This is a genomic window from Streptomyces sp. NPDC091280 (genome assembly GCF_044768565.1).
In the GTDB taxonomy this organism is placed as follows: Bacteria; Actinomycetota; Actinomycetes; order Streptomycetales; family Streptomycetaceae; genus Streptomyces.
On record NZ_JBIVUZ010000014.1, the window covers coordinates 274,116 to 289,531 of the forward strand.

At 71.1% G+C, this 15,416-nt stretch carries 16 protein-coding genes; 5 read left to right on the forward strand and 11 right to left on the reverse strand.

The features are described 5' to 3' along the window. Position 1 precedes the first annotated feature (1 nt). The 7 genes from gatC to ACIQPR_RS37595 form a co-directional block, all read right to left on the reverse strand. Positions 2–298 (reverse strand): Asp-tRNA(Asn)/Glu-tRNA(Gln) amidotransferase subunit GatC, encoded by a 297-nt coding sequence (gene gatC, locus ACIQPR_RS37565; RefSeq protein WP_007384860.1) that lies wholly within the window; start codon positions 296–298, stop codon positions 2–4. Between the two features lie 143 nt (positions 299–441). Then, positions 442–2,703 carry a putative bifunctional diguanylate cyclase/phosphodiesterase gene (locus ACIQPR_RS37570; RefSeq protein ID WP_403657946.1) on the reverse strand — a complete coding sequence of 754 codons (2,262 nt, stop codon included), beginning with the start codon at positions 2,701–2,703 and terminating at the stop codon, positions 442–444. A 270-nt stretch (positions 2,704–2,973) separates the two neighbouring features. Beyond that, complete coding sequence (ligA, locus tag ACIQPR_RS37575) at positions 2,974–5,166, reverse strand: NAD-dependent DNA ligase LigA (protein WP_403657949.1); 2,193 nt, start codon at positions 5,164–5,166, stop codon at positions 2,974–2,976. A 15-nt stretch (positions 5,167–5,181) separates the two neighbouring features. After that, the gene (locus tag ACIQPR_RS37580; protein ID WP_403657952.1) at positions 5,182–6,189 is read right to left on the reverse strand and encodes a methionine synthase; all 1,008 of its coding nucleotides are present in this window, start codon (positions 6,187–6,189) and stop codon (positions 5,182–5,184) included. A gap of 164 nt (positions 6,190–6,353) precedes the next feature. Continuing rightward, on the reverse strand, positions 6,354–6,755 hold the full coding sequence (locus ACIQPR_RS37585; RefSeq protein WP_403657955.1) for a hypothetical protein: 402 nt from the start codon (positions 6,753–6,755) through the stop codon (positions 6,354–6,356). Next, the gene (locus ACIQPR_RS37590) at positions 6,752–7,450 is read right to left on the reverse strand and encodes an SDR family oxidoreductase (RefSeq protein WP_403657958.1); all 699 of its coding nucleotides are present in this window, start codon (positions 7,448–7,450) and stop codon (positions 6,752–6,754) included. The genes ACIQPR_RS37585 and ACIQPR_RS37590 overlap by 4 nt, the downstream gene beginning before the upstream one ends. Before the next feature lie 7 nt (positions 7,451–7,457). Continuing rightward, on the reverse strand, positions 7,458–7,997 hold the full coding sequence (locus ACIQPR_RS37595) for a TIGR00730 family Rossman fold protein (protein ID WP_403657961.1): 540 nt from the start codon (positions 7,995–7,997) through the stop codon (positions 7,458–7,460). Positions 7,998–8,048: 51 nt separating this feature from the next. Between ACIQPR_RS37595 and ACIQPR_RS37600 the strand changes: the two genes are divergently transcribed. Together ACIQPR_RS37600 and ACIQPR_RS37605 are read left to right on the forward strand one after the other, a co-directional pair. Next, positions 8,049–8,372, forward strand: a complete 324-nt coding sequence (locus tag ACIQPR_RS37600) for a DUF427 domain-containing protein (protein ID WP_403657964.1) — start codon at positions 8,049–8,051, stop codon at positions 8,370–8,372. A 37-nt stretch (positions 8,373–8,409) separates the two neighbouring features. Continuing rightward, complete coding sequence (locus ACIQPR_RS37605; RefSeq protein WP_403657967.1) at positions 8,410–9,189, forward strand: alpha/beta fold hydrolase; 780 nt, start codon at positions 8,410–8,412, stop codon at positions 9,187–9,189. Positions 9,190–9,198: 9 nt separating this feature from the next. Here ACIQPR_RS37605 and mnmA read toward each other — a convergent pair whose 3' ends face one another. Then, on the reverse strand, positions 9,199–10,329 hold the full coding sequence (gene mnmA, locus ACIQPR_RS37610; RefSeq protein ID WP_403657969.1) for a tRNA 2-thiouridine(34) synthase MnmA: 1,131 nt from the start codon (positions 10,327–10,329) through the stop codon (positions 9,199–9,201). A 60-nt stretch (positions 10,330–10,389) separates the two neighbouring features. On the opposite strand from mnmA, the gene ACIQPR_RS37615 reads away from it, so the two are divergent. Together ACIQPR_RS37615 and ACIQPR_RS37620 are read left to right on the forward strand one after the other, a co-directional pair. Next, positions 10,390–11,058, forward strand: a complete 669-nt coding sequence (locus ACIQPR_RS37615) for an N-acetylmuramoyl-L-alanine amidase (RefSeq protein WP_403657972.1) — start codon at positions 10,390–10,392, stop codon at positions 11,056–11,058. A gap of 213 nt (positions 11,059–11,271) precedes the next feature. Further along, positions 11,272–12,837, forward strand: a complete 1,566-nt coding sequence (locus ACIQPR_RS37620) for a multicopper oxidase family protein (protein ID WP_403657974.1) — start codon at positions 11,272–11,274, stop codon at positions 12,835–12,837. A 73-nt stretch (positions 12,838–12,910) separates the two neighbouring features. Here ACIQPR_RS37620 and ACIQPR_RS37625 read toward each other — a convergent pair whose 3' ends face one another. Genes ACIQPR_RS37625 through ACIQPR_RS37635 form a run of 3 tightly spaced genes read right to left on the reverse strand, consistent with a single transcriptional unit; the run spans position 12,911 to position 14,620 of the window. After that, the gene (locus ACIQPR_RS37625; RefSeq protein ID WP_403657977.1) at positions 12,911–14,074 is read right to left on the reverse strand and encodes a cysteine desulfurase family protein; all 1,164 of its coding nucleotides are present in this window, start codon (positions 14,072–14,074) and stop codon (positions 12,911–12,913) included. Positions 14,075–14,126: 52 nt separating this feature from the next. Further along, positions 14,127–14,408, reverse strand: coding sequence for a DUF4190 domain-containing protein (locus ACIQPR_RS37630; protein WP_403657980.1), 282 nt, complete (start codon positions 14,406–14,408; stop codon positions 14,127–14,129). 44 nt (positions 14,409–14,452) lie between these two features. Next, positions 14,453–14,620: a hypothetical protein gene (locus ACIQPR_RS37635; RefSeq protein WP_403657983.1), complete on the reverse strand. Its 168-nt coding sequence runs from the start codon at positions 14,618–14,620 to the stop codon at positions 14,453–14,455. 142 nt (positions 14,621–14,762) lie between these two features. On the opposite strand from ACIQPR_RS37635, the gene ACIQPR_RS37640 reads away from it, so the two are divergent. Next, positions 14,763–15,389, forward strand: a complete 627-nt coding sequence (locus tag ACIQPR_RS37640; protein WP_403657986.1) for a TetR family transcriptional regulator — start codon at positions 14,763–14,765, stop codon at positions 15,387–15,389. Positions 15,390–15,416: the final 27 nt, after the last annotated feature.

The following is a 15,416-nucleotide window of genomic DNA, read 5'->3' on the forward strand; positions in this document are numbered from 1 at the left end:
ATTAGTCCTCCCCCAGGATCTGCGGCACCTTGAAACGCTGCTGCTCCTGGGCCGGGGCGCCGGAGAGCGCCTGCTCGGGGGTGAGCGAGGGACGGACCTCGTCCGCGCGCATGACGTTCGTCAGCGGCAGCGGGTGAGAGGTCGGCGGTACGTCTTGGTCGGCGACCTCGCTGACGCGGGCGACCGCGCCGATGATGTCGTCCAGCTGTCCCGCGAAGTGTTCGAGCTCTTCGGGCTTCAGCTCCAGACGCGCCAGCCGGGCGAGGTGGGCGACCTCCTCGCGCGTGATGCCAGGCATGCAGCGTTCCTCTGGGGTGAGTGTGTGTGGTTTGGGGCCAATCCTATGGGGCCGGGGGCCTCAGCCGTTAAACGGTTTGATGGCCCGCTCCACTTGGGGCGTCCCCCAGGGGCGCGGCGAGCCGCTCGACCGGCCGGGACCGGTCAGCCGATCCTCCCGGGATCGTCCGCCGCAGCCGCCGGCAGAGCCGCCCTGGGCCGCTGCCATCCCCGGGACCCGCGCGCCAGCAACCACGCCGTCATGTCCTCCGGCGGCATCGCCGCCGCGACCAGCCAGCCCTGTACGGCGTCGCAGCCGAGGTCGCGCAGCCGCTCCCAGGTCTCGTCGTCCTCGACGCCCTCGGCGACGACGAGCAGGCCCAGCGAGTGGGCGAGATCGACCGTGCAGCGCACGATCTCCGCGTCCTCCGTGTCCACCGCGAGCCGCGCCACGAACGACCGGTCGATCTTCAACTCGCTGACCGGCAGCCGCCGTAGATGCACCAGGGACGAGTAGCCCGTGCCGAAGTCGTCGAGGGACATCTTGACGCCGTGGCCGGTGAGGCCGTTGAGGGTGTCGGCGGCGCGCTGCGGGTCCTCCAGCAGGACGTGTTCGGTTATCTCCAGCTGGAGCGAGCCCGCCGGGACACCGTGCCGGGCCAGCCGCGCGGCGACCGAGCCCGCGAATCCGGGGGTGTGCACATCGCGCGGGGAGACGTTGACCGCGACCGGGACGAAGAGGCCCTGGGCGCGCCATCTGGCGACCTGCGCGAGGGCCGTGTCGAGCACGTACTCGGTGAGGTGCGGCATCAGCCCGGACGACTCGGCGATCGCTATGAACTCGTCCGGCGGAACCTTCCCGCGCTCGGGGTGCACCCACCGCACCAGCGCCTCAAGGCCGGCGACCTGGCCGTCGAAGCGGACCTTGGGCTGGTAGTGGACCTGCACCTCGTGCGCGTCGAGGGCGCGGCGCAGATCGCCCAGGAGGCCGAGCCGGTCGGGGGTGTTGGAGTCCCGCTTGGACTCGTAGACCTCCACGCCCGTACGGTCCCGCTTCGCCTGGTACATCGCCACGTCGGCCCGGCGCAGCAGTCCCTCGGCGTCGAGGGCGTGGTCGGGGAAGACGGCGACGCCCGCGCTGGCCTCCAGGACGAGGGTGAGTCCGTCGAGGTCGAGCGGGGAGCTGAGCGCGGCGACGAGGTTGCGGGCGACCCGGGTCGCGGACGTCGTGGAGTCGGCGACGGGCAGCAGTACCGCGAACTCGTCGCCGCCGAGCCGCGCGGCCTCCGCCCCGCGCGGCAGGGCCGCCCGCAGCCGGTCGGCTATCTGCAACAGCAGCCGGTCACCGGCCAGATGACCGAGAGTGTCGTTGACCGACCGGAAGCGATCGAGGTCGATCAGCATGAGCGCGGATTTGGCGCCGATGCGTTCGGCGTCGTCCAGAGCGGTCCAGATGCGCTCCAGGAGCCACTGCCGGTTGGGCAGCCCGGTGAGCGGATCGCGCAGTTGCTCCTCGGCGCGGGCGCGGGCCATCCACAGGGTGGAGTCGAGGGCGATGAGCGGGATCGAGAACAGCGGCAGCAGGACCGGCCGGGCGACCGCGACCACGCAGATCAGCGGGGCGATGCCCAGCAGGGCGACCGCGACCAGGCCCTGTCTGAGCAGGGCGGTGCGGGCGACGGTGGGCAGTCCGCCGTGGCGCGGGGCGTGCAGATACCAGAGCAGGGTGCGGGTCACGGCGAGATAGGCGAGGGCGACCAGGACCACTTCGGGGGCGGTGTAGACCGTCCAGGTGGCCGGGTTCCAGGGCTTCTCGACGGACGGCACCCGGCCGAACGCGCCCAGTACGAGCGCTCCGGCGGCTATCCCGAGGATGTCGACCGCGCCGTGCAGCACGCCCTGGCGCCAGCGGTTGCGGCGGGCTATGCCGACGAGGACGACGACGGTGAGGCTGACCATGCCGGCGGCGACCCAGCCGTAGAGCAGCAGGACGCCGAGGGTGAGGGCGGCGCCCGAGCCGGTGCCGCCCCACCAGCGGGCGCGGCCGAGGGCGACCAGGTGGCCGACGATGATGCCGGTGAGGACGGCCAGCGACCAGCCGACGGTGCCGGACGGGAAGAGCGCGTGGTCGCCGGTGAACGCGCGGAAGAAACCGGCGCCCAGGACGAAGCCGGCCGCGGCCACCACCGCCGTGGGCAGCGCGGGCCAGGTCAGGTGCCGTCCGGACTCGCCGCCCGGCAGCGCGGCGGGGTGGTTGGCGGAGAGCGGTGCGTCGTGGCGCGCGTCCGGTGTGGAGTACTGTCCGGTGGCGCGCGGCTGGGCGCTGCCCGGACGCTCCGCGGGGCGCGCTCCCCAACGGCTCTCCCGCCAGGCGCTCCCGATCCGGCGCAGGAGTGAGTCCGGGGGGGCGCTCTCGGTCGGTTCCATTCCCGTCCCTCTCACAGCCGGCGGTGCCCACGCCACGCGGTCCGATGCCCGACTTCCATCAACGGCACCACGTTTGGAAAACCCTTCCCCCGGCTCTCCAAGAGCAGGGGGTTGCCCCAACCGCAGCTGGGCACGGCAGGTGCACACCTCAACAGTAGGCCGCAGAAGGCTTCCACGGGCAGCGGTCGTAGACGGTTGCCCGAATGCGACCCGGCCACCCGTATGCATCTGGTATGCGCCGATCGGGTGGCCTTCAACCGCTGCTCCTCGCTACTCCTCGGTGGGAAGCGCGACTTCGGCGGCTGCCTCGGGGCCCTGTTCCAGCAGAACGGTGAAGCCGTCCTCGTTCAGAACCGGCACCTTGACCTGCATCGCCTTGTCGTACTTCGAACCAGGATTGTCACCCACGACAACGAAAGACGTCTTCTTCGAAACAGAACCGGTCACTTTCGCTCCCCGGCTCTGGAGGGCGTCCTTGGCGCCGTCCCGTGTGAAGTGTTCGAGGGTGCCGGTCACGACGACGGTGAGGCCTTCGAGCGGACGCGGTCCCTCGTCCTCGGCGGAACCCTCTTCCTCCATCCGGACCCCGGCGGCCCGCCACTTGCGCAGGATCTCCTGGTGCCAGTCCTCGGCGAACCACTCCTTGAGGGAGGCGGCGATGATGGCGCCGACTCCGTCGGTGTCCGCCAACTCCTCCTCGGTGGCCTGCTCGATGCGCTCGATCGAGCGGAACGCGCGGGCCAGCGCCTCGGCCGCGACCGGGCCGACATGACGGATCGACAGTCCGGTGAGGACACGGGCGAGCGGGCTGTCCTTGGCCGCGGCGATGGTCTCCAGCATCGCCAGCGCGTTCTTCTTCGGCTCGCCCAGCTGGTTGGCGAAGACCGTCGCGATCTTCTCCTCACCGGTGTTCGGGTCGCGCTTGGGCAGCCCGCTGTTCTGGTCGAGGACGTACGCCTTGATGGGCAGCAACTGCTCGATGGTGAGGTCGAACAGATCGCCCTCGTCCTTCAGCGGCGGGTCGGCCGGCTCCAGCGGCTTGGTGAGCGCGGCGGCCGACACATAGCCGAAGTGGTCGATGTCCAGCGCCTTGCGGCCCGCGAGGTAGAAGAGCCGCTCCCTCAACTGGGCCGGGCAGGCACGGGCGTTGGGGCAGCGGAGGTCGATGTCGCCCTCCTTCATAGGCCGCAGCGGCGTCCCGCACTCGGGGCACTCGGCCGGCATCACGAACTCGCGCTCGCTGCCGTCGCGCAGGTCGGCGACCGGGCCGAGGATCTCCGGGATGACGTCACCGGCCTTGCGCAGCACCACCGTGTCGCCGATCAGGACGCCCTTGGCCTTGACGACCTCCTGGTTGTGCAGCGTCGCGAACTCCACCTCCGAGCCCGCCACCGTCACCGGCTCGACCTGCGCGTACGGCGTGACCCGGCCCGTACGGCCCACGCCCACGCGGATGTTGACGAGCTTGGTGTTGACCTCCTCCGGCGCGTACTTCCACGCGATGGCCCAGCGCGGGGCGCGGGAGGTCGAACCGAGCCGTCCCTGAAGGGGGATCTCGTCGAGCTTGACGACCACACCGTCGATCTCGTGGGACACGGAGTGGCGATTCTCGCCGTAGTACGCGATGAACTCCCGTACGCCGTCGAGGTCGTCGACCACCCTGTTGTGCGGAGAAGTGGGCAGGCCCCAGGTCTTCAGCAGGGCGTACGCCTCGGAGAGGCGGGTCAGCGGGTCGAAGCCCTCCAGGGCGCCGATGCCGTGCACGACCATGTGCAGGGGGCGGCCGGCGGTGACGCGCGGGTCCTTCTGGCGCAGTGAACCCGCCGCCGCGTTACGGGGGTTGGCGAAGGGCTTGTCACCGGCCTCGACCAGGCGGGCGTTCAGCTCCTCGAACTTGTCCATCGGGAAGTAGACCTCGCCGCGGATCTCCACGAGGTCGGGCACGCGCTCGCCGGTCAGCCGGTCCGGGATCTCCGCGATCGTCCGGACGTTGGGTGTGATGTCCTCGCCCGTCCGGCCGTCGCCGCGGGTCGCCGCGCGCGTGAGACGCCCCTGCTCGTACGTCAGGTTGACGGCGAGGCCGTCGACCTTCAGCTCGCACAGGAAGTGGTGGTCGGAGGCGCCGACGTCCTTGTGGACGCGCTCGGCCCAGGCCGCCAGCTCCAGGTCCTCGAACGCGTTGTCCAGGGAGAGCATGCGGGAGCGGTGGACCACGGAGGTGAACTCCGTCTCGTACGCCCCCGCGACCTTCTGCGTCGGGGAGTCCGGGGTCCGCAGCTCCGGGTACTCCTCCTCCAACGCCTCAAGGGTGCGCAGCAGTTTGTCGAACTCGGCGTCGCTGACGACCGGGGCGTCGTTCACGTAGTACCGGAAGCGGTGCTCCTCGATCTGCTCAGCGAGCTGCGCGTGCTTCTCCCGTGCCTCTGCGGGCACCGTCGTCTCCGCCTGCCTGTCGCCGGCCACCGTGTTGTCCTTCCGTCACTCAGGGTTGTCCGCGAGGGATCTCGCCGCCCGGACGCAGTGGACGAGGGCCTTGCGCGCGTACTCGGGGGACGCGCCCGCGAGTCCGCACGCCGGGGTGATGGTGACCGTCTCCGCGAGCAGTCCCGGTCGCAGCCCCAGCCTGCGCCACAGCGTTCTGACACCCATGACGCTACCGGCAGGGTCTGACAATGCGGTGTCCGTGCCGGGGACGACACCGGCGAAGAGCCGGGTGCCGGCCTCGACCGCCTCACCGATCGCGTCGTCGTCACGCTCGGTGAGGAGCGAGAGGTCGAACGAGACTCCGGCCGCGCCCGCCCGGCGCAGCAGGGCGAACGGCACGTCCGGTGCGCAGGAGTGCACGACGACCGGGCCGTCCGCGTGCACCGCGACGGCCTCGCGGAGGGTGCTCTCGACGAGTTGGCGGTCCACCGCGCGGTAGGTGCGGTAGCCGCTGGCGGATTTGATGTGTCCGCGCAGGACGCCGATCAGGGACGGCTCGTCGAGTTGCAGCACGATCTCGGCGCCGGGGACACGGCGCCGGACGTCGGCGAGGTGGTTGCGCAGGCCCTCGGCGAGCGAGCCGGCGAGGTCGCGGCAGGCGCCGGGGTCGGAGAGCACGGCCTCGCCGTTGCGCAGCTCCAGGGCGGACGCGAGCGTCCAGGGCCCCACGGCCTGCACCTTGAGCGGGCCCTCGTACCCCTGTGTGAACTCCTCGAACGCGTCGAGGTCCTCCCCCAGCCAGGCCCACGCCCGCTTGGTGTCCCGCCCCGGCCGGTCCCCGATCCGCCACCCGCTGGGCTCCACGCGCGCGTACACGTCGACGAGGAGCCCGGCGGTCCGCCCGATCATGTCCGCGCCGGGCCCCCGGGCGGGCAGCTCGGGCAGGAAGGGGAAGTCCTCGAAGGCCCCGGTCGCGGTCTTGGCGGCCTCGCGGGCGTCACCGCCGGGAAGGGAACCGACACCGGTGGCGGGACCGAAGCTGAACTGGCTGTCGTTGCTCACCCCGGAAGCCTACGGAACCCTCCGGGGGTGCAGGGACGCCCCTGGGGAGCCGCCCCCGGTCCCGGCTCCGGCCCCGACCACAGCCCTGGCTTCGGCTTCGCCTTCGGCCCTGAAGGGGCCTCGTCCGCGAACGCGGGACGGGCTGGATCATGCCGCCCGACGCTTCACCGCGTCCGGACCCCGAACCGCTCCAAGAACGCGACCAGCCGCTCCGGATCCGCGACCTCCAGGTTGTTGCGGAACCGATCGCGTTCCCAGGAGACGTCCGTCGGGCCGTGCACGCTCCCGCTCCCGATGAACTCGCCCTCCGCGTCGAGCAGCGCGACGGTCACACCGCCGAAGCAGCGGCAGATGTCGCCCACGAACTCTCCGGTCGTGGTGAGCGTGCGCAGCTCCGCGAGGTCGTCGGCGTCGAACACCTCGCCCATGAGCCGCCGTCCGGCGAGCGGTCCGGCGTTGTCGCCGCCTCCGAGGACGACCGCGGCCTCCGTGCGCCCCCACACCTCGTCGAGCCAGTCCCGGACCACCGCACCGCCCGCACCACTCCGCCGCTGCGGCCCCTTCATCTCCCCGGTCGCACCGTCAGATCGTTGACCTCCGCGTCCGGGGGCAGGTCGATGGCCATGAGGATCGTCGTCGCGACCGACTCGGGGTCGATCCACCGGGCGGGGTCGTACTCCTTGCCCTCCTGCTGGTGGACCTTGGCCTGCATGGGGCTGGCGGTGCGGCCGGGGTAGACCGAGGTGACGCGGACGCCGTTGGGGTGTTCCTCGTGGCGCAGGGCGTCCGCCAGGGCCTTCAGGCCGTGCTTGGAGGCGGCGTACGCGGACCAGTCGGCGCTCGCCCGTAGTCCCGCGCCGGAGTTCACGAAGAGCACATGGCCGCCGGTCACCCGGAGTTGGGGCAGGAAGTGGCGGGTCAGTTCGGCGGGGGCGATCAGGTTGACGTTGAGCTGGTGGTGCCAGGTCTTCGGGGTCAGGTCGCCCACCGGGCCCAGGTCGACGACCCCGGCGATGTGCAGGAGCGTGTCCACCCGGTCGGGCAGGCTCTGGTGGGAGAACGCCCAGCTGAGCCGGTCCGGGTCGGCGAGGTCGCCCACCAGGGTCGTCGCCCCGGGATACTCCGCCGCGAGTTCCTTCGCGCGGCCCGCGTCGCGCGCGTGGAGCACGAGTTGGTCCCCGCGCGCGTGCAGGCGGCGGGCGACGGCCGCGCCGATGCCGGAACCGGCCCCGGTGATCACATGTGTAGCCATGCCCGCCATGCTCGCATCAGCGGGTACCGGCCGACTCCTCCAGGTAGGCGAGCGCCCCCGCCGGCTCGTCCGCGAAGAACACCAGGTCGGTGAGCGGGACGGGCAGGAACCCCTCGTCCTCCATGCGCCGGAACTGGGTCTTCAGGCCGTCGTAGAAGCCCGCGGTGTTCAGCAGCACCACCGGCTTGTCGCTGTGGCCGTGCTTCTTCAGCTCCAGGATCTCCGTGGCCTCGTCCAGCGTCCCGGTGCCGCCCACCATGACGACCACGGCGTCAGCCTTCTCCAGGAGCAGCTTCTTGCGTTCGGCGAGGTCGCCCGCGATGACCATCTCGTCGACGCCCGGCCGTGCCGTCGCCGCGAGGAAGGTCACCGAGACGCCCACCAGGCGTCCGCCGGCCGCCTGTACGCCGTCGGCGACCACCTTCATGAGCCCGGAGTCGGAACCGCCCCACACGAGCGTGTGACCGCCCTTGCCGAGCAGTTCGGCGAACTCCCGCGCGGGGCGCGTGTAGCGCTCGTCGAGGTCGGCGGCGGAGAGGAACACACAGATCTTCATGTCCGTCACCGTACGCGGGAAGAACCAGGGGCCCGCGAGTGCTTTTCCGGTATGGCTGACGGACACAAGATCACGATCGAGCAGGGCGACCGGCCAGTACGCGTCGTCCACGGCGACCAGGTGCTGGCGGAGAGCGACCGCCCCCTGATCCTGAAGGAGACCGGTTGTCCGGTGCGCTACTACCTCCCCCCGGAGGACGTGCGCCTGGACCTCCTGACCCCCTCCGAGACCCACACCCACTGCCCCTTCAAGGGCGACGCGTCGTACTGGTCCCTCCCGGACGCGGCCGACCTGGTGTGGGCCTACCCCGACCCCAAGCCCGACGTCGCACAGATCAAGGACCATCTCTGCTTCTACGAAGTAGAAGTGTTGTGACCGATTAGTCGCACCCCCTCCGGCAGTCTTCACCGGTATGGACAAGAAGACTGTTTCGCGCGACGGCACCGCCATCGCGTACGAACGCATCGGAGCGGGCCCGCCCGTCGTCCTGGTAGGTGGCGCGATGACGACGGGCGACGGCCTGCTGCCGCTCGCCGCGCAGCTCGCGCACCGGTTCGGGGCCGTCGCCTACGACCGCCGGGGCCGGGGCTCCAGCGGCGACACGACGCCGTTCTCCGTGGCCCGCGAGGTCGAGGACCTCGCGGCGCTGATCGACGCCGTGGGCGGCAGCGCGGCCCTCTACGGCCACTCGTCGGGCGGCGCCCTCGTCCTGCGCGCTGCGGCGAGCGGCCTGCCCGTCACCCAAGTCGCCCTCTACGAACCGCCGTTCGCCCTCGACCCGTCCGGCGCCGAGGAGCGCGCCGCGTACACCGGGCGCCTCACGGAACTGCTCGCCGAGGGCCGCCACGACGACGCCGTGGAACTGTTCATGGCACTGACCGGCGCACCCCCGGAGATGATCGAGGGCGCCCGCAGCTCCCCCATGTGGCCCGGCATGCGGGCCATCGCCCCGACCCTCGCCTACGACGACGCGGCCATGGGCGACGGTCTGGTCCCGGCGGACCGGCTGGCGTCGTTGTCCGTCCCGGTGCTCACGATCGCGGGCGGGGCGAGCGCGGAGTGGATGCGCGAGGCCGCGCGGGCGGTGGCGGACGCGGCGCCGGAGGGGACGTACCGCACCCTGGACGGCCAGAACCACATGGTGGATCCGGTCGTCCTGGCGCCGCTGCTCACGGAGTTCTTCGCGGCCTGAAGCCGAGGGTCAGGCCATCGCCGTCGCCGCGCGCGTGGTCGTCGCGATGGTCGCCGAACCCACCACCCGGGTGTCGTCGTAGAGCACGATCGCCTGCCCGGGGGCGACGCCCCGCACCGGCTCGGTGAAGGTCACCTCCAGGGTGCCGTCGACGAGTGCGGCGGTGACCTCGGTCTCGCCGCCGTGGGCGCGGAGCTGGGCCGTGTAGGTGCCGGAGCCGACCGGGGCCGTCCCGCACCAGCGCGGCTTGATCGCGGTCAGGCCGCTGACGTCGAGGGCGGCGGCCGGGCCGACCGTCACCCTGTTGTCGACCGGGGAGATGTCCAGGACGTAGCGCGGCTTGCCGTCGGCGGCCGGGGTGCCGATGCGCAGGCCCTTGCGCTGGCCGATGGTGAAGCCGTAGGCGCCCTCGTGCGAGCCGACGACCGTGCCGGACTCGTCGACGATGTCGCCCTCGGCCTTGCCGAGGCGGTTCGCGAGGAAGCCCTGGGTGTCGCCGTCGGCGATGAAGCAGATGTCGTGCGAGTCGGGCTTCTTGGCGACCGCGAGGCCGCGGCGCTCGGCCTCCGCGCGGATCTCGTCCTTCGTCGTCACCGTGTCGCCGAGCGGGAAGAGCGCGTGCGCGAGCTGCTTCTCGTCCAGGACGCCGAGGACGTAGGACTGGTCCTTGGCCATGTCGGAGGCGCGGTGCAGTTCGCGGGTGCCGTCCTCGCGCACGATCACCTGGGCGTAGTGGCCGGTGCAGACCGCGTCGAAGCCGAGCGCGAGGGCCTTGTCGAGGAGCGCGGCGAACTTGATCTTCTCGTTGCAGCGCAGGCACGGGTTCGGGGTGCGGCCGGCCTCGTACTCGGCGACGAAGTCCTCGACGACGTCCTCGCGGAAGCGGTCGGCGAGGTCCCAGACGTAGAACGGGATGCCGATGACGTCGGCGGCGCGGCGGGCGTCCCGTGAGTCCTCGATGGTGCAACAGCCACGCGCGCCCGTGCGGAACGATTGCGGGTTCGCGGAGAGCGCGAGGTGGACGCCGGTCACGTCGTGGCCGGCTTCGGCGGCGCGGGCGGCGGCGACGGCGGAGTCCACGCCGCCGGACATGGCGGCGAGTACGCGAAGGGGGCGGGGGCGCTGCGAGGTCTCAGTCATAACCCTTCCAGGGTACGGGTCGCCGGGAACCGTGACCCGCGAGTATCCGTTGAAGATCGCATGGGGGAGACACAGGGCGGGCACACGGCGGCGCGGCGGACCACGGGCCGGCGGGCGCTGCTGATCGGCGGTGCCGCGGCGGCCGTGGGGACGGCGGCGCTGGCGCGGGACGAGCTGGCGCGGCTGTGGTGGCGACTGCCCGGGGTGGAGAAGCCGCGGGTGGCGGGCGCGGTGGACTTCCGGGGCGCGCTGTGGGTGCCGGCGTCCCCGGCGAACTACCGGCGGGCGGACCGGCCGGACGACTACGGGGTGGACCGGGTGGTCGTCCATGTCACGCAGGGCGGTTACCGCAGCGCGGTGAAGGTCTTCCAGGACCCCGCGCACGGGGCGGCGGCGCACTACATCGTGCGCAAGGACGGGCACGTCACGCAGATGATCCGCGAGCTGGACGTGGCCTTCCACGCGGGCAACCGGTCGTACAACGAGCGAAGTGTCGGCATCGAGCACGAGGGCTTCGTGGAGGACGCGTCGTCGTTCACCGACGCGATGTACGCGGCCTCCGCGCGGCTGACGGCCGGGACATGCCGGCGCTACGGGATACCGGTCGACCGGGAGCACATCATCGGTCATGTGGAGGTGCCGGGGACCGATCACACGGACCCCGGGCGGTACTGGGACTGGGACCGGTACATGGCGCTCGTAAGGCGGGCACACCGGACACGGGCGTGACCCGGGTCACATTCGCTTTGGCTATGAGTCGTTTCAGTCACGGCGGTGTCCGATGCGTCCCCCGCTCGGGATGTGACCTGGGGTACACCAACTCGCCTTGCCGACAAGGGGAGTTACCAGAGGTTCGCGTGGGCTCGCCTTTCACAGAGTGCTCTGCCCATTGCTAAATACCCCTCAGTTTTTACACAGGCCTTAGGTCAAATCTCTGGCGCCATGACACACACCAGCGAGCCCGCGTCCGAAGCGAGCAGGGACAGCAAGGGCAACCACCGCAAGGCCACGGCGGAGAAGAGCGAGCACACCAAGGACAGCGCGGCCCGGGGCAAGGGTCTGCACCGGCGGAAGTTCCTCGGCGGGATGGCCGGGGCGGGCATCGCGGCGGTGGCCGCCGCCGGAGGTGCCTTCTCCCTCCTGAACGACGCGGCGAAGAACAAGGCGTCCGCCGCCGACACCACGCTCACCATCCCGGATCTGCTGGAGGGCACCACCTCCGACAGCACCACCACCTTCACGCTGGAGGCCAAGACCGGCACCAGCGAGGTGCTGAGCGGTGTCACCAGCGACACGATGGGCTACAACCAGTCGTTCCTCGGCCCCACCATGAAGTGGACCAACGGCGACACGGTGCTGCTGAACATCACCAACAGCCTGGGCGCGGACACCACCGTCCACTTCCACGGCGCGCACGTCCCGGCCAAGATGGACGGCGGCCCGCAGGTGGCCTTCTCCAGCGGCACGACCTGGTCGCCCACCTTCACCGTCAAGGACGACGCCAAGACCCTCTGGTACCACCCGCACGCGCTGGGCACCACGGCGGAGCAGGCGGTGCACGGGCTGGCCGGCATGATCATCGTCGAGGACGACTCGACGACCTCCTCGGACCTGCCGAGCGACTACGGCGTGGACGACATCCCGCTGATCTTCCAGTGTCTCGCCGTCGACAGCAGCGGTGACATCAAGTACAACCTGTCCGGCTACCTGAGCAGCGGCCTCAGCTACCCGGTCCTGCTCAACGGCACGAACGTCGACTCCACCACGCTGGGCTTCACCGCCACGAAGACCCGCACCCGGTTCCGCGCGCTGAACGCCTCGCCCTCCGACATCATCACCATCCAGCGCAGCGACGGCGGCACCCTCACCCAGATCGCCACCGACCAGGGCTACCTCGCCGAGGCGGCCGACGTGACGTCGATCCGGCTGGTGGCGGGCGCCCGCGCCGAGTTCGTGATGGACCTGAGCGCGGACGCCACGCTCCAGGCCGTCATCACCACCGGCTGGGTCCGCGGCGGCAGCGGCACCTACGACGTCCTCGCGATCACCGCGAGCGGCAGCGACACCCCGGACGACCTGCCGTCCACCCTCAACACCATCGACCGCTACGACACCAGCGACTTCACCGCCCGCACCATCACGCTGGGCCAGAGCGGCACGACGATGCTGATCAACGGCTCGGCCGGCACCAGCATGTCGTCCATGGCGATGATCAGCACCACGCTGGGGTCCAAGGAGATCTGGACCATCAAGAACAGCACACAGTTGGAACACTCGTTCCATCTGCACGATGTGCCGTACCAGCTCATATCGATCAACGGCGACACCCCGACGGGGGTCGAACTCGGCTGGTACGACACCTACGAAGTCGTCGGTGGCGGCTCGATCGAGATCGCCATGGAGTTCACCGACTTCGCCGACGACACCTATATGTACATGCTGCACTGCCATCTGTTGCAGCACGAGGACGAGGGCATGATGGCGTCCCTCATGGTCACGGAGTCCTAGCCGCGCACGGCGCACGGACCGGGGAGAGTCGGCGGACCCTCCCCGGTTCTTCGCGTGTCAAGGCCGGGGCGGGTCAGGTCAGTCCGGCGGCGCGGGCCCGTTCCACCGCCGGGCCGATCGCCTTCGCCACGGCGTCGACGTCGGCCTCCGTCGAGGTGTGGCCCAGCGAGAAGCGCAGGGTGCCGCGGGCCAGGTCCGGATCGGTGCCGGTGGCGAGCAGGACGTGGCTGGGCTGGGCGACGCCCGCGGTGCAGGCCGAGCCGGTGGAGCACTCGATGCCCTGGGCGTCCAGCAGGAGCAGCAGGGAGTCGCCCTCGCAGCCGGGGAAGGTGAAGTGGGCGTTGGCCGGGAGCCGGTCCACCGGGTCCCCGCCGAGGATCGCGTCCGGGACCGCCGTACGGACGGCCTCGACCAGGTCGTCGCGCAGGGCGCCGATCTCGCGGGCGAACCACGCGCGTTGTTCGGCGGCGAGGCGGCCGGCGACGGCGAAGGAGGCGATGGCGGGGACGTCGAGGGTGCCGGAGCGGACATGGCGTTCCTGGCCGCCGCCGTGCAGGACGGGTACGGGGGTGTACTCGCGGCCGAGCAGCAGGGCGCCGATGCCGTACGGGCCGCCGATCTTGTGGCCGGAGACGGTCATCGCGGCGAGTCCGGAGGCGGCGAAGTCGACCGGGACCTGACCGAAGGCCTGCACCGCGTCGGCGTGCAGCGGTACGCCGAACTCCTGCGCCACGTCGGCGAGTTCACGGACCGGCAGGACCGTACCGATCTCGTTGTTGGCCCACATCACGGTGGCGAGGGCGACGTCGTCGGGGTTGCGGGCGACGGCCTCGCGCAGCACCTCGGGGTGGACCCGGCCGTAGGAGTCGACCGGGAGGTACTCGACGGTGGCGCCCTCGTGCTCGCCCAGCCAGTGGACGGCGTCGAGGACGGCGTGGTGCTCGACGGGGCTGGCCAGCACCCGGGTGCGGGCCGGGTCGGCGTCGCGGCGGGACCAGTACAGGCCCTTGACCGCGAGGTTGTCGGCCTCGGTGCCGCCGGAGGTGAAGACCACCTCGCTGGGGCGGGCGCCGAGCGCTTCGGCGAGGCTCTCCCGGGCCTCCTCGACGCTGCGGCGGGCCCTGCGGCCGGAAGCGTGGAGGGAGGAGGCGTTGCCCGTGGTGCTCAGGTGGGCCGTCATCGCCTCGACTGCCTCGGGAAGCATCGGGGTGGTCGCGGCGTGGTCGAGGTATGCCATGGTGCCGCCGATTCTACGGTCCCCGGCGGGCACCCCGGAGGGGTGGGCGGGTCTAGAAGTTCCAGGAGACCGTGCTGTCCAGCTGCATGAAGGCGACGAGGACCAGCAGATCGGCGATGCCGAGTCCGAGGCCGAGGAGGGCCCGGCCGCGGCGGGTGGTGCCGCGCCACAGGGCCGCGCCGGCCAGGGCGATGGCGATGGGGCCGAGGAAGACGTTGAGGACGAGCAGGCCGACGAGGCCGAGGATGAAGGACGCGACGGCCATGCCGTCGGCGTCGCGGCGGCCGGTGGCCTTGAGGTCGGTGGCGGTGGTTGCCGGTGCGGTGAGCTGCATGGTGGTTCGGCTCCCGAGGATCGGGCGGGCGGATGGACGGGCGGTCAGGTGGCGGACGTACGGCCGCGGCGGGCGTGCCGCTCGCGGAGCGCGAAGATGCCCAGCCATACGGCGATGACGGTGGCGGCGACGGCGGTGAAGGCGAACGACGCGTGGGCCACGGTGCCCATCACGACGCCGAACAGCAGGAGCGCTGCGACGAGGACCAGCATGGGACGAATCCCCCTCCGGGACGGCTTGGGCGAACTCTCGTTACATTTCGGTGAACGGTTGTAGTAACACTTGTTCACTGACTTTGAGTCTAGCGCTTCCGACGGCTTTCCAATTCCGGAGAACAGTTGTTAACTGGATGACATGAGTCACACCCTCGGCATCCGGCAGGTACAGAAGCAGAAGACCCGACAGGCGTTGCTGGACGCCGCGTTGGGACTGCTGGAGGAGCAGAGCCTGAGCAGCCTGGGCCTGCGCGAGGTCACCCGTGCCGTGGGCGTCGCCCCGACCGCCTTCTACCGGCACTTCCGCTCCACCGCCGACCTCGGGGTGGCGCTCGTCGAGGAGGCGCTCGGCAGTCTGCACCCGATGATCCGGCGGACGGTGGCCACGGCCGAGGACAGCGACCAACGCATCGCGCGCGCCGTCCGGTTGATCGCCGACCACGTGGACGCCCACCCGGCCCACGTCCGCTTCCTCGCCCGCGAGCGGCACGGCGGGGTGCAGCCGGTGCGCGAGGCCATCCGGGACCAACTCGCCCGGTTCGCCGAGGAGGTGAAGGCCGAACTCGCCAAGGACCCGGAGTCCGCGGGCTGGAACGACGCGGACCTGATGATGCTGGCCCACCTCTACGTCGACCAGATGCTCATCACCGCCTCGCTCTTCATGGAGGCGCTGGAGACCTCGCCCGAGGAGCGCGAGCGGGTGACTCAACTGGCCACCCGGCAGATGCGGTTGATCAGCGTGGGCCGCCGGCACTGGCTCGGCTGAGCGGCACCGGACGCCGACATACGACAG